Below are 14,027 nucleotides of genomic sequence, written 5' to 3'. Positions count from 1 at the left end.
TAGCCCCTAGATCGAACAAATTTCAATCCACAAAGGTCAACACGCCCTAAACTAAAACGAAAAAAACCGCGTAAGCGGTTTTTTTGTGGTTATGTTTTGCTAGATTATTAACTTAACGCTGAAAAACTACTTTGGTTCGCTGGCGATGTCGCCATTTGATAAAAGTTAGCAATACGCCCTGCACGTGCCTCAACATTGGCATCACGTGTTTGCTCGTCACTTTTAGCTGTTTTTGTATCGCTGCTTTCATCGCTAGAGAATGAAGCTTCAAGTTTACTTTTTGCGTCTTCGTCATCTTCTTTTTCAGGTTGTGCAAGCTCAGCCTGAGCCGCTGCTAGCTTTTGCGTAGCATCTGCAGCAATAGAGCGATCAGCTCCCGAAGGCTCAGCAGGAGCTAATGCAGCAGCGCGCACCGTTTGCATTTTATCAATCGTCGCTTGTGGGTCGCCGGGTATTTCTGATACATCAATTTGTACTTCTCCGCCAACTGCGTAATTAGTACCATCGGGCCCGCGTTGATATTCATAACTTGGCGAACCTGCATGTTGTCCACCTACAGAGGCATGCGCTTGTTCGTGTATTCTGACTTCGGTATCTCGAGCCTTGAGCTCTTTAATTTGTAGCTGTTCTTGCTCTAATTGCAGCTCTTCTTGCTCTAATTGCAGCTCTTCTTGCTCTAATTCTTGTTGCTCACTTGCTTCGTTTTCTTGTTCAGAGCCTTCAGGGTTTTCTGAGTTTTCATCGCGTTGTTGAACTGATTTTTCGTCTGTTGTTTTTCCCGTTGCATCATATGTTACGCTATCACTTCCACCTGGCAACTTCGCTTTTTCAGCGTCACTTTGGGCTTTAGTTTCGGTATTACTTGCGCTACTTGATGCTGGTGCAGGAATGACTTCGCGTAGTTGGTTGTCACGTCGTGCAGTTTCCGTATAAACATTTGCAGTGTTTATATTGATAGATGGAAATGGCGTGACAATATTCATAATACTAAACTTTAATATCGATTAACGTGCCAAGTACATCATCGGCCGTTTGAATTGATTGCGTATTTGCCTTGGCATTAAACTCTTCAACTTTTAAGTTAACAAGCGCTTCATCAACACGGGCAGGTTGTGCTACAGGTGCAGTAATAGCTTCTTCAGGGCGTGCTGCCGTAAGCTGACGTTGCTGCGCTAACTGCGCGTCGTCTTGCTGTTCAATATTGGCACGATTAATCTCAGCACTGGCCTTTTCGATACCTTGGCTAGCACGATTAAATCCTTCAACACCGTTATTAAATACAGATCCGATTGGCATATTAAAACCTCCACCAAATTAACATTGCTTAATTATCGCTCAGGTTATGCACAAAATAAAGCTTTAAACTGCGCTATTTTCAGCTCAATTTTAAAGCATTGATTTAACGACAGATAAAAACTCTCTCTTATGAGAAATAAATGGGGCGTGCGATGCTTTATCAAGCACTTCATATTCAAACTCAGTATTTAGTGCTGATATTTCCGCAATCACTTTATAAGGTACAAGTGCATCTAAACGCCCGAATATACCTTTAATAGAGACCGGGCAACGAGTAAATAACTCACGCAAGTCTTCGTTTTTTAAAATATCCAAACCTGCCATAAGCGCTTCAGTATTTGGTGCGCTGTACTGATTTAGTAATAGTTTAAGTTGCTTTATATCATCCCTTGCCGACTCACTTCCCATCGCTTGAATTGCTAAAAATCGCTCTATCGTTTTTTCTCTATGATTAACTAGTTGGTCTTTAAATTGTTCTAATACTTTGGAATTAATACCAGGCCAATCTATTTGCTCTGCAAAAAATGGCGTTGATGCAACCAATATTATTTTTGACACTTTTTCAGGCCAATGCTTAGCAATATACAGTGCAAATAAGCCTCCTAATGACCAGCCCATTAAAATTGATTGTGGTTGTAGTTGTTCACTCAAAAGTGCGGCTGCATCATGGAGTGTATAAGGGCTTGGGCAAGCAATACTATTACCAAACCCAGGTAAGTCAAGGCTGCGTACATTCCCTGAATATAAAAATTCAAGCTCTGGCTGAACCAACTGCCATACCCCCTGATTCATTCCCCAACCATGTAATAACACTAATTCGTTTTGCATATTTGCATAATCTTAACCAAACTTAAGCTCATAATAACGATTAAAGAGATGATTGCAATGTACGGTTCAAATCAATGAATAAAGTCATTTTTAACTGGTTATTTCCTGCTTACTGCGTTCAGTGCCAGTGTATTATTAACGCATCATTAGGACTGTGTGAACATTGTTTAGAAGACTTGCCATTGTTTAATTTAAACGAGCATACCAATTTACTTCATCGCCCCGATATTGTTGAAATGTTTCCCAATTGTGAGTTTGATATGTTATTTGCATGCGCATTTTATCAACCTCCATTTGAGCACTGGCTTAAGCAACTTAAATTTAATAACCAAATTCATTATAAAAAGGCATTGCAGCAAGTCATTAAAAAACAGCTTGTACAACTGTTTGCTCAGAGCCAAAACTTACCTGATGCTTTTGTTATTTTACCACTGCATAAAAATCGTTTTTTTGACCGTGGATTTAATCAAGTTAGCCAAGTATGGTATCCATGTTTAACTAATTACTTACCATTGAGTAACGTACTTATTCGCGACAAAAAAACACAGGCTCAGTCAAAACTATCAAAAGCAAAGCGTATGAAAAATTTAAAAAATGCCTTTATTTGTACACAGGATATGCGCGGTAAAGCCGTCGCTATTGTTGATGATGTAATGACAACGGGCGCTACATTAAATGCAGCGACTCATACATTAAAACAAGCTGGCGCTAAACAAGTATGGGCTTTTGTAACCTGTTTAACACCTATTTAAAGCAAGTGAGTATCACCCTTTATAGCGACTCACTTGCTTTAGTGATTTTAATGGTTAGTTATTAACGATTAAAAGCGAGCTCTTACACCCAAGCTAACTGAACGACCAGGTAAAGGTGCTTCATCTTTTAAATATGAAGAATGCACCCGCCCTTCTTTATCAGCTAAATTCTCGCCTTTAATATAAATAGTCATATCAACATCGCCTAAATCAAGATAATAATTAGCTGAAGCAGAAAGCATAGTATAACCATCTGTATTAGTTTCATTTTCGGCTATTTTATCTTGCTTACTGTTACGGATAACTTCTACTTCAGTATGCCAATTTCCATACTCGTAGTGCACAGATGATCCAAATCTCATTGGTGGTATTCTTGGTACATTACCGCCTGCATCTAATTTAGCGCGTGTATAATCGGTAAAAACTTCTAAGCGCCAATCATCATTTAAATGCCAATCAACTTGTGCTTCGTAACCATATAAGCGCGCATTTTGCTGTGAAAATAACACCACTGGCAAGCCGTCACTTTCTTCATCCGGCTCTCCTGATATAGCAACCTGGCTTTCATAGTCTGTCGATGAAATAAAGGATCCATCGCTAATAACTAAATCTGTAAAATCTTCAAAAATATAATTATTAACCTCATTATTAAACACACTAACGCTGGCATTCCATGTATCTGCATTGTAACGATAAGTAATGTCTAAATTATTTGAGACCTCTTTGTCCATGCTTTCACCAGTTTGCACAACATTATATTGGCCGTTGTCGTCGTTAAGCTCAAACCCACCGCCTATTTCATAAGTACCCGATCCAATATGAGGACCATATGCATATATTTCTGAAGCTGATGGTGCACGTTGTGAATAGGCATAATTAAAAGCAAGTGAGTGTTTATCGTCAATACTCCAAACCACTCCAGCAGAGCCTGATACGGCTGTGTAATCTTTATTTTCGAACGAAATATCATTTGATGCACTTAGCTCAGTAAAAAAGTCATTATTTACATTATGCGTTGATTGCTCAAAACGAGTACCAAGTTGCCATAAAAGTGGGCCTACTTTTTTTTCTTCCATTAAAAAAGCAGCAATACTGTCTGTTTTAGTGGGAGGAGTAAATGCTTCCTCACCTATCGCTTCAAAATCACTTTTATTATAATGTAAACCAGCAACCCCCTTCCAGCCATATACAGGTGCATGTTCAGCCCATAATCTAGACTCTATACTTTCGTTTTTAAACGTAGTGCCAATTTCTTCACCTTCAATTTCTGAGTGTTCATAGTCTGTATACGCATTTTGCCAATGTACGGCTTGAATAAAGCCATCTAAATTATTCCAGTCAACTACGCCTTGATAGCGATCTTGGTCTAACTTTATAAACACGCCTTCTTCGCCCGGTAAACCGTACTCAGAGTCCATATGTCCATACGAAAACGCAACACGTGTATCATCGGTTATCCAACCCGCACCTAGATTATAACCACTGGCATCAATGTCTGAGTTTGCAAGAGTTGTGCTACCGCCCTCTTCATCTATATTTGCCGGCACTGGGATTTTATAATCATCGGTTTTTCGGGTATATCCATCAATATGGAAAGCGAAATCACCTGAACCTGCATTTAAATCTGTTGAAAGTGTTTTAGCATCAGCAACATTATCGTATTGTGCAAATACTTCACCACTTACGCCTTCCTGCCTTTGTATGGGTAAGCGGTTATCAACCACATTTACCACTCCGCCAATAGCACCGCTTCCGTATAAAAGCGTAGCTGGGCCTCTTAGTACCTCAATTTGAGTGGCGGTAGATGTTTCAGTTGATACTTGATGATCCGGCCCTACGCGCGATGCATCAGACGCACCTAAACCATTTTGCACAACCTTAATTCGCGGTCCATCTAGGCCACGAATAATGGGGCTACTTGCAACAGGACCAAAGTAAGAGCTATGTACTCCAGGTACATTCTTTAAAGTATCACCTAACGTTGCAGCTTGGTTTTGATCTAGCGCTTCACCACTCAAAATGGTTACAGGTGTACTTGATTCAAGCACGGTGCGCTTTAGCGGAGAAGCCGTAATTAGCACTCTTTCTATATCTGTTTCATCTTTTTGGATGTTTTTGTCAGCTGCATATGCCGTGCTACTCATTGCTGTTAATAAGGCAATCACTAAAGGCGAATAATTATTTTTCATGTCGTTATCTCTAAAAATACACAATAAAACTTACTCGTTATCATTAAATAACGAGCGTTTGAAATACATTTAACTGGTTAGCTTTAAAAAACGACGGGTGGGTCTTTGTTACCTGTGATTGCAACAAATACACTGTAAAAATGCTGACTATTTAATTTTACTGAAGAAAAAGAATGAACGTCTGACTCAAAAAGAGTTACTTTGCCGGGTATGGAATCGTCTAAATCAAGAGAGCTTGAGCATAGCTCACATTCTTGACCCGTTTTTAATACGTGAGAAGTGTCGTGCCAAGCAGAAAAAACACTGGATAGCACAACAAACACTAATATATATTTTAGTGGTGTTGTTTGGTTTCTAAGTGAATCTAATGTAAGCCTCGGCATAATAGATATAATATAACGTTACTTACATTTGTGTCGATATATTAATTTACTTTTTATCTACTTCGCATATAGACCCTGTTAAAAAACCTCTCAACAGGGTCAATCTTTTATACTTTAAAGCTATCCCACGGGCCTGTAATAGCAAGTGTTTTAGTGGGTGAATATACGTTTACAAATAGCGTGTTACCATCAGGTGAAAAGCACGCGCCAGCAAGCTCTGTTTGCGCGGTTAAGCGAGCAAAGGTATACACATCTCCGCTAGGTGTTACACCACGTAAATGGTTGTCTACTACGTCGGTATACTGATCTTCACATACGATTAAGTGCCCATTAGGTGCAACCGTTAAATTATCACCAAAATTAAACAACGATTTATCTTCACTTTCTACAAATAATTGCATTGTCCCTGGTGATGAGCTTTCATTCTCTTTGCCTTCAAACTCTGAGGGTTGGTATTTCATAACTTGCCCAAGTTGTTTTTTACCGCCATTAGTGCAGCAAAAATAAAGCTCTTTATTACCCCAATGCACACCTTCACCTCGAGCAAAAAGTGCAGCACCTTGCTTATGTCCACGTACTCTTAAATCATCTTTAGGACTTTGTGGCTCATCTAAATCAACCCACTCAACATCAAAACTGGTATGTAGAGGCATTATTGCTTCACTCCAATTTCGAGTATCAAACTGTGGAGTACTCTTTATAGCCATCGCTTGCAACTTGCCGCCGTTTTTAAGCTTGCCGTATTCATTAGGAATAAAACGATAAAATAAGCTATCCCCTCTGTCTTCAGTAAGATAAACAATGCCTGTGCGTGGATCTATTGCAGCTGCTTCATGGTTAAATCGTCCCATTGCAACAAGTGGTTCTGGTTTTACCAAACCTTTTGCAGTAGCGGGTATTTCGAATATATAGCCGTGAGATTTACCTAATCCATCAGCCTGATTAGCCACGGTTTCTTCACAGGTAAGCCAGCTTCCCCATGGTGTAATACCACCAGAGCAATTTCTTATTGTTCCGCAGAGCGATAGAAATTCTTGTTCTTTTTTATGCTCTTTAATGTTGTAAATTATGTGACTTGTACCACCTGGGAGCGCTACGCCATCATCAAATATATCGTAAGCTAAAGGCGTTTTATGCAACTTAATGCTCGTTGCTGCGTGCTTAATATTTTTGGGTGAAAGTTCATGGTTACGAACTAACGCTACAGTGTCGCCGTCAAGTGCAATACAGCCCATGCCGTCGGCTTTATCCGGTACATTTAAACCATCATCCATAGTATCGCCCAATTGGGAAATAACCTTGTAGCTAAAACCAGCAGGTAAATCGAGTAGTTTTTTTGTATCAGGAATTAAACCACCGTATGCATATACGCTATCTGCTAAGTTAGCTAAAGTAACTTTACCAAATGCGCTTTTAGAAAGGCCAATAAATGCGAGCGTACCTGCACTTAAAAGAAACTGTCTTCTGGAAACCATAATTAAACCTATAGCGATAATGCTTTTAAAAGAGGGTAGATAGTAAATTAAAATGACTAACTAAAATGCGCCTGCATTGTAAATTCATGCAAATGTCATATTAAAAAGCGCGTACTTTAAAACAGGTCTTAACAGCCTGTTTTAAAGTACAAAATAATTTTACCCACCATTCACTCTAAAGGTATGACCAAAAAATAAAGCGTTACTAAGTAAACGGCTTGTACCATACCAGTAACCTCTAAATACAGGATCGTCGGTCATACCAATCACAGTGCCTCGTCCGTATGAGTGCGCAATTAAGCCAGCACCACCAGCAACTTGCTCAACATTAACGGCATCAGTAAAACCTGCCAATAATGGTTTTTTAGTGTAGGTAAGTACATTTACGAACGGCGCATCGGAAGCTTCAAGTAACCATGTGCTGTTTTTAAATACCGGTAATGTATTACGATTAAGTGAAAAACTAAGTGGGTGAGTTAAATCTACATTGGTATTAAAAATGGCACCTGCAATGCGCTGACGTCCAGCTAAATGATCTTTGTCGCCATAACTTAAACCTGTCGTATTAAATGCGCTCGCTACATCTTGTCGTGATAGATAACTTGCTTTAAGAATTTGCTGATCAACTAAAAATTTAGCGCCGCCTTTGTGACCCCAAATAACACCACCTTTTCTTACCCAGCTTTTAATTGCCACTTTATCAGTGTCAGATAAGCTATTGTAATTGCCATGAGCAAGTACAATATGGCTGTAATCACTTAGCTCAAGTGAGCTAAAGCGGTTCATTTCAACAATTGTTGGCGCTGCGCCAACAAAGCGATCTAGGTAATACCACACTTCGCCTACTTCGTACTGGCTCGCGCCCTGCCCACCAATAAGCAGTACCTTTGGCGCACTAACAACGGCCATTGATCGTGAACCTAAATCAGCGCCTTTACTTGTTAAACCTGATGTAATTGGTTTAATTGCAATACCAAATTCACTTTGTGCTTTACTAAGCTGGGCAACCCAATCGATATTTGTTTGTAGGCCTGCTGGAATAATAATACTACCTGGTTCGAAGTTTACCTCCCCCGATGTTGATTTAGCAGTTAATGAGCTCAATGCAACGCGTGCTTTAATACCTTGTTTAAGTAAAGTATTGAGCATTTTAGGGGCTAAATAATCGTCCCATGCAAAACCAAAGGCATAACCATTTTTTAAATCGGAAAAAGATGTTTTTACCGCTTTATTCCAAGCAGTATCTGCAACATCTAAGCCCCAATTGCTTTTAACTTTTGCAAACGGTAAATTAAAAGCATGCGCTAGAGTCCAACCCGAAACATCATAGAATGTATTATCAGCAAAGTTTTTTTGCTCACTAAAAATAGCTTTTACTAAACGGTATTGCGGCTGCGCTAATGGCACAAAATAACTATGAGTACTAAAACTTTTTCCATTTGCTTTTAATGGTTTAGTAAGTGGGTAAGCGTTAATTTGATGCTGTTTTAGTAATTCTAAAAAGTGCTTGGTACGGGTGTTGTCGCTCGCGCCTTCAACAACATAACCTTCAAAGCTCTCGTCACTGGCTAAATCAGCTGCCTGATTATAAAACTTCGCTTGGTAATCTAGTAACGCCTGGCGATTATCAATGGCTGCTTTAAAGGTTGATAAGCTCGTTAATAGCTGATTTTTAATAGTAAATGCAAAGCTTAAAGGTCCGTTTATAGTTTCTTGAATATGCCCACGAGAACTGGCTTGTTCAAATAAAATACCCACACCACCATTTACATCCGGGTAGGTCGAGCCTTTTCCGTAATAAAAATCGTCAAAACTTTCTTCTGTAAAATAAAGTGCGTTATTTTCATCTAACGTTTTTGCATGATAGTTAGCAATCGCTTTCGTTAAAGTTACATTTTCATCTGGTGTTATTGGGTGTTTACGACTTGGGATACCTGGCTGAAAAAAGTAACTGCTATTTGGCCCCATTTCATGAAAGTCAGTTAAAATATTTGGTTTCCACTGATGAAATTTGGCAATTCGCGCGCGCGATTCAGGGTGTTGTAGTAATAACCAGTCACGATTTAAATCAAACCAATAATGGTTAGTACGGCTACTTGGCCAATTTTCAACATGTTCACGGGTCTTAGGATCAGACGATAAGTTCATACCTCGGTTACTGTTGGCCCAATTAGCAAAACGAGCAAGCCCATCAGGATTAAGTGAAGGGTCGAGTAAAATAACTGTGTTATTTAATAGCTCATCTATTTCAGCACCTTGAGCAGCTGCTAAATAATAGGCTACCAATAATGAAGCGTTGCTGCCCGATGATTCATTGCCGTGTACACTATAACCCATCCAGACAACAGCAGGTTGGTCTTTAGTTTTGTCACTGTTGTTACTTAAACGCGCCAAATGAGCTTGGCGAGTTTGCTCTATGTTTGGCAACTTGTTGGCGGCAGTAATTGTTAGCATCACAAGCGGGCGTTGCTCATGTGTACGGCCAATAATTTCAAAGTTTATGCGGTCACTTTTTTTCGCAAGTACTTCCATATAGCGTACTAACTGATCGTGTCTTACATGCCACTCCCCCACTTGATAACCTAGCACTGCTTCAGGGGTGGGAATGGTAGGGTCAAATTGAACATCTTGCTCAAAATAATAAGATAGTGGCTTTGCCATACTTGAAAAACTCAGTATTACCACCATTATTGTTAACATGAACCGCATATAAATCACTCTAAAAATGTTTGTTAATTGCACGCTACCATTGCTTAAAATAGATGCCAACTTTTTACGCTCAACACTAGCCGCAACACGATGAGCGGAGTATGATATGCAGTATCCGAGTAATTTAGTCAGGTATAAAGCCGTTTTTATGATTTCTATTTCCGAAACAGCGCAAGCGCATTTTGCTAAACTATTAGCAGATCAATCACAACAAACCAATATTCGTGTTTTTGTTGTAAACCCTGGTTCATCACAAGCGGAATGTGGTGTGTCTTATTGTCCAGAAGACGCTGTTGAAGCCAGCGATATTCGTCTAAATTTCAATGGTTTTGATGCTGTTGTAGATGCAGAAAGTGCGCCATTTTTAGAAGAAGCCGAGATCGATTTTGTTACTGACAAAATGGGCACTCAATTAACGCTAAAAGCGCCGAATGCTAAAGCTCGTAAAATTGGTGATGATGCATCATTAAATGAACGCGTGCAGCACATGCTTGAAACTGAAGTAAACCCGCAACTAGCAAACCATGGCGGCCAAGTAAGTCTAGTAGAAATAACAGCTGCAGGCATTGCTATACTTCAGTTTGGTGGTGGTTGTAATGGTTGCTCTATGATCGATGTAACGCTAAAAGAAGGCATCGAGAAAGAAATGATCGCTAAATTTGAAGAAATCACCGGTGTTGCTGATATCACAGAGCACGAAGCGGGCGATCACTCTTACTATTAATTATTATAAATGCTAAAGCCACTAATCTATCGTTTAGGGAGTAACCCTAAACTTAGCTTAAAGCGCTTTTTTCGCGGCTTAGCACTATTTGTGCTAGCCGTGGTATTCATCTCCCTTGGGTATTACACTCATTACAGTTTGCAAATAATTGGCGTTGCAATTTTAGTCCCTGCACTGTTTTTTGCAGCTTGGGGTTATTGCGGGATTTTTGCTAACCGCTTTTCACAAGTCATTAAAGGCATTGGCCCAAAAAATCACGATCCCGATTTATGGAAATAAATAATCATCGCACTTAATCTAATAGCTTGTTATTTTCTTTAAGCCTTTGGTATTTAATAATCAAAGTCACGCCCCGCATTAACATAAAACAGCTCATAGCTAACCATAGTCCATTATTTTGTAATTCGTTAAATATCCAAAACACCCCAAAAAATCCAACTGTAGCCGAAAAAAGCATACTATTACGCATATCTTTTGCACGTGTTAAACCCACAAAAACACCATCAAATAAAAAACAACTCATAGCAAGTAATGGAAGTGCAATAACCCAAGGCAAATAAAGCGTCGCCTCATTAATAACCTCTGGCACATTGGTTAAAAGCATAATAATTTGAGCACCAAAAACGGCAAAAAACAGGCTATACAACAATCCAAACATCATTCCCCAAAATACACTGATTTTTACCCATAACTCGATATTACTTACACTTTTTTGGCCTTTTGCTTGCCCTACTTTTGCCTCACTAGCATATGCAATACCATCTAAAGCAAAACTAACTAACATTAAAAAGTTAAGTAGCACGGCGTTAGCAGCGAGTGTCGTTTCGCCAATACGTGCACCATAAAATGTCATAAAGCTAAAACATAATTGCAGTATTAAAGAGCGAATAAAAATATCGCGATTCAAACTCAATAATTCAGCCATTTTGCTAATACTCAACCAATTCGGTACATTTAGCTCAATATCTTGTTTTTTAGCTAGTTTAACCACTAAAAAAAGTGCAAAAATTAGTGCGGTATAGTCAGCAATAAGTGACGCCCATGCAGCACCAGCAACCGCCCAATCAAGGTAAACAACAAAGTAAATATCGAGTACTATATTGACTATGTTTGTTACTAATAATAAATAAAATGGCCCTCGCCCGTAATGTACACCAAGCATCCAACCCAGTAACACTAAATTACACAATGCTGCTGGAGCACTAAAAATGCGGATACTAAAATACTGATATGCTTGTGCGAGTACATCGCTATTAGCAGCAGATAAAAATGCAATAGCATGTTTTATCAAAGGAGATAAAGCGATAAGTAGTACAGCAACAAGACTTGCAAGTAATAAGCTACGTTTAAGTAAGGCGGCTAATTGAGTTAAATCATTTTCTCCGTAAGCCTGAGCGACCATGCCAGTCGTACTCATTCTTAAAAATCCCGCTAGCCAAAATAAAATAGAAATAACAGCAGAACCAAGCGCAATACCCGCTAAATAGTGAGCGCTCCCTAAGTGCCCAATGACAGCAGTATCAACAATTCCTAACAGTGGTACTGTGATATTTGATAGTATCATCGGACCGGCTAACAACAACAAGCTTTTATGGTGTGCTTTATTATGTATAAGAAATTGTTTCATTTAGTATTATTTTCTCTCATTAGTGTATCTCTACGCGTTCAAGCTGCTGTTATTTTACAATACCATCATGTTAGTGAAAGCCTTCCTGCCGTAACGAGTGTTAGCGCGAATACATTCACTAAACATTTAAGCTATTTAAAAGAGCATAACTTTAACGTTATTCCTCTTAATGAACTAATAAATGCACTTCAGCAAGGTAAAACATTACCTGAGAAAACCATCGCAATCACTTTTGATGACGGTTACAACAACAATTACGACGAAGCAGCGCCAATTTTAGAGAAATTTAATTATCCATATACTATTTTTGTAAATCCAAAATTAATTGATGAAGGCCAAAGTTATGTAATGGGCTGGGATAAACTCAAAGAGCTTAGCAAAAAGGGCGCGCTTATAAGCAACCACAGTGCTCAACATGATTATTTGCATATTAAACTTGATAATGAAACGGATGCCCAGTGGAAAATACGTATCAAACAAGATATTTTGTATTCACAACAACGTATAAAAGAAGAGGTTGGCCAAGACTACAAATATTTAGCCTACCCGTATGGTGAATTTAATAACGAATTACAAGCTCTTGTGACTGATCTTGGCTTTATAGGTATTGGTCAACACTCTGGGGCGGTGAATAAAAACTCAAACTTCAGTCGCTTGCCGCGTTTCCCAGCTTCTGGGTTTTACAGTAAACTAGATACGTTAATCACAAAACTAAATTCTCATGCTTTTAATATTACAAAGTTAACGTATCAAGATAGCGTGACAACACAAAACCCACCAACACTAACCATAGAGTTTGAAATGGGAGATTTTCATAAAACACAGTTTGCCTGCTATGTCTCAAATGTTGGCCAAGCAAGCTTAAATTGGATAAGTGAAAATACGGTTGAAGTCACTTCTCCAAAAGAGCTAAATAATGGCCGTTCTCGCTTTAATTGTACTGCGCCTTCGATTAAAAACCCGAGTGACTATTATTGGTTCTCACAGCCGTGGGTTATTGAAAATAATTAAACTTTAACAGCCTGATTCAATAGCCGCTCAGTTACCTTATCCAACGCAACAACTTCGTTTGCTGCGTTTAACTCCACTGCAGCTTTTGGCATTCCCCAAACCACAGACGAAAATTCGTCTTGAGCTAGTGTGTACGCGCCACCTTCCCTTAAAGCGAGCAATCCTTTTGCGCCATCACTCCCCATTCCGGTTAACAACGCTGCCACAACATTCTTAGCGTTAATTTCTACTAATGAATTAAACAATACATCCACTGCTGGTTTATGCCGATTTACAGGCTCATTATCATCAAGTTCACAATATAGGTGCCCACCATATTTTTTAATGGTTAAATGCAAACCACCAGGAGCAATATAAGCGCAACCTGCGACTAGCTTATCACCCTGCTCTGCTTCTTTAACACTAATAATACATGTACGATCCATCCTTAAAGCGAACGAAGTACTAAATACAGGGGGAATATGTTGAGTAATAACAATCGGCGGGCAATTAATAGGCATTTTTATTAATACTTCTTTTATCGCTTCAGTGCCCCCAGTTGATGCGCCTATAGCAATAACTTTATTTAATAAAAACTGAGCATTAATAGGTAAAGGATCACTCGATGGTAACGCTTTTTTATAACTTCTAACTCTTGCACCAGCGGCTACTCGTACCTTTTGCTGAACTAAATACGCATATTGGCTTATTTTATCTTTTATATTAGCCGTTGGTTTAGCTATAAAATCAATCGCACCGAGCTCTAGTGCCTCTAATGTAATTGGTGAACCTTTTTGTGTTAATGTAGAAATCATCACTACAGGCATTGGCCTTAGGCGCATTAGATTTTTTAAAAAACTAATACCGTCCATTTTTGGCATCTCTACATCCAATGTAAGTACATCAGGGTTAAGTTGTTTAATCATTTCTCGTGCTTTATATGGATCTTCAGCACTACCTACAACTGTAATATCTTCAGCTTGCTGTAAAACGTCAGTGAGTAATCGCCTAATTAAAGGAGAGTCATCTATTATGAGTACTTTAATCATAAACA

Annotated in this window: 13 protein-coding genes; 4 read left to right on the top strand and 9 right to left on the bottom strand. The window is 39.0% G+C overall.

Features of this window, described 5'->3' with window-relative positions:
- Positions 1-107: 107 nt before the first annotated feature.
- The 3 genes from AOR04_RS00910 to bioH all read right to left on the bottom strand — a co-directional run bounded on the left by AOR04_RS00910 (position 108) and on the right by bioH (position 2,124).
- Positions 108-983, bottom strand: coding sequence for a putative metalloprotease CJM1_0395 family protein (locus AOR04_RS00910; RefSeq protein WP_096792265.1), 876 nt, complete (start codon positions 981-983; stop codon positions 108-110).
- Between the two features lie 4 nt (positions 984-987).
- Positions 988-1,296 carry a hypothetical protein gene (locus tag AOR04_RS00905; RefSeq protein ID WP_007376419.1) on the bottom strand — a complete coding sequence of 103 codons (309 nt, stop codon included), beginning with the start codon at positions 1,294-1,296 and terminating at the stop codon, positions 988-990.
- 90 nt (positions 1,297-1,386) lie between these two features.
- Entirely contained in the window at positions 1,387-2,124 is a 738-nt protein-coding gene (gene bioH, locus AOR04_RS00900; protein ID WP_096792264.1) for a pimeloyl-ACP methyl ester esterase BioH, read from the bottom strand.
- A 74-nt stretch (positions 2,125-2,198) separates the two neighbouring features.
- Between bioH and AOR04_RS00895 the strand changes: the two genes are divergently transcribed.
- The gene (locus AOR04_RS00895) at positions 2,199-2,876 is read left to right on the top strand and encodes a ComF family protein (protein WP_096792263.1); all 678 of its coding nucleotides are present in this window, start codon (positions 2,199-2,201) and stop codon (positions 2,874-2,876) included.
- Between the two features lie 68 nt (positions 2,877-2,944).
- Here the strand turns inward: AOR04_RS00895 and AOR04_RS00890 are convergent, their stop codons facing one another.
- From AOR04_RS00890 to AOR04_RS00875, 4 genes are all read right to left on the bottom strand, one after another.
- Entirely contained in the window at positions 2,945-5,065 is a 2,121-nt protein-coding gene (locus tag AOR04_RS00890; protein WP_096792262.1) for a TonB-dependent receptor, read from the bottom strand.
- An 83-nt stretch (positions 5,066-5,148) separates the two neighbouring features.
- Positions 5,149-5,379: a hypothetical protein gene (locus AOR04_RS00885; protein ID WP_157770528.1), complete on the bottom strand. Its 231-nt coding sequence runs from the start codon at positions 5,377-5,379 to the stop codon at positions 5,149-5,151.
- Between the two features lie 176 nt (positions 5,380-5,555).
- Entirely contained in the window at positions 5,556-6,923 is a 1,368-nt protein-coding gene (locus AOR04_RS00880) for an alkaline phosphatase PhoX (protein WP_096792260.1), read from the bottom strand.
- Between the two features lie 159 nt (positions 6,924-7,082).
- On the bottom strand, positions 7,083-9,632 hold the full coding sequence (locus tag AOR04_RS00875) for a M14 metallopeptidase family protein (RefSeq protein ID WP_096794060.1): 2,550 nt from the start codon (positions 9,630-9,632) through the stop codon (positions 7,083-7,085).
- A gap of 148 nt (positions 9,633-9,780) precedes the next feature.
- Here AOR04_RS00875 and nfuA point away from each other — a divergent pair, with 148 nt between their 5' ends.
- Together nfuA and AOR04_RS00865 are read left to right on the top strand one after the other, a co-directional pair.
- Positions 9,781-10,356 carry a Fe-S biogenesis protein NfuA gene (gene nfuA / locus AOR04_RS00870; protein ID WP_002959571.1) on the top strand — a complete coding sequence of 192 codons (576 nt, stop codon included), beginning with the start codon at positions 9,781-9,783 and terminating at the stop codon, positions 10,354-10,356.
- A gap of 9 nt (positions 10,357-10,365) precedes the next feature.
- Positions 10,366-10,635 carry a hypothetical protein gene (locus tag AOR04_RS00865; protein ID WP_007376414.1) on the top strand — a complete coding sequence of 90 codons (270 nt, stop codon included), beginning with the start codon at positions 10,366-10,368 and terminating at the stop codon, positions 10,633-10,635.
- Between the two features lie 13 nt (positions 10,636-10,648).
- On the opposite strand, the gene dinF is transcribed toward AOR04_RS00865, so the two are convergent.
- Positions 10,649-11,983, bottom strand: a complete 1,335-nt coding sequence (gene dinF, locus AOR04_RS00860) for an MATE family efflux transporter DinF (protein WP_096792259.1) — start codon at positions 11,981-11,983, stop codon at positions 10,649-10,651.
- Here dinF and AOR04_RS00855 point away from each other — a divergent pair.
- Positions 11,963-12,994 carry a polysaccharide deacetylase family protein gene (locus tag AOR04_RS00855; RefSeq protein WP_096792258.1) on the top strand — a complete coding sequence of 344 codons (1,032 nt, stop codon included), beginning with the start codon at positions 11,963-11,965 and terminating at the stop codon, positions 12,992-12,994. The two genes, dinF and AOR04_RS00855, sit on opposite strands and share 21 nt — an antisense overlap.
- On the opposite strand, the gene AOR04_RS00850 is transcribed toward AOR04_RS00855, so the two are convergent.
- Positions 12,991-14,022, bottom strand: a complete 1,032-nt coding sequence (locus AOR04_RS00850; RefSeq protein ID WP_096792257.1) for a protein-glutamate methylesterase/protein-glutamine glutaminase — start codon at positions 14,020-14,022, stop codon at positions 12,991-12,993. The two genes, AOR04_RS00855 and AOR04_RS00850, sit on opposite strands and share 4 nt — an antisense overlap.
- Positions 14,023-14,027: the final 5 nt, after the last annotated feature.

It is taken from the genome of Pseudoalteromonas sp. 1_2015MBL_MicDiv (assembly GCF_002407505.1).
Taxonomy (GTDB): Bacteria; Pseudomonadota; Gammaproteobacteria; order Enterobacterales; family Alteromonadaceae; genus Pseudoalteromonas; species Pseudoalteromonas fuliginea.
Note: the sequence above shows the minus strand (reverse complement) of the source record. Positions and strands in the feature narration are given on the sequence as shown.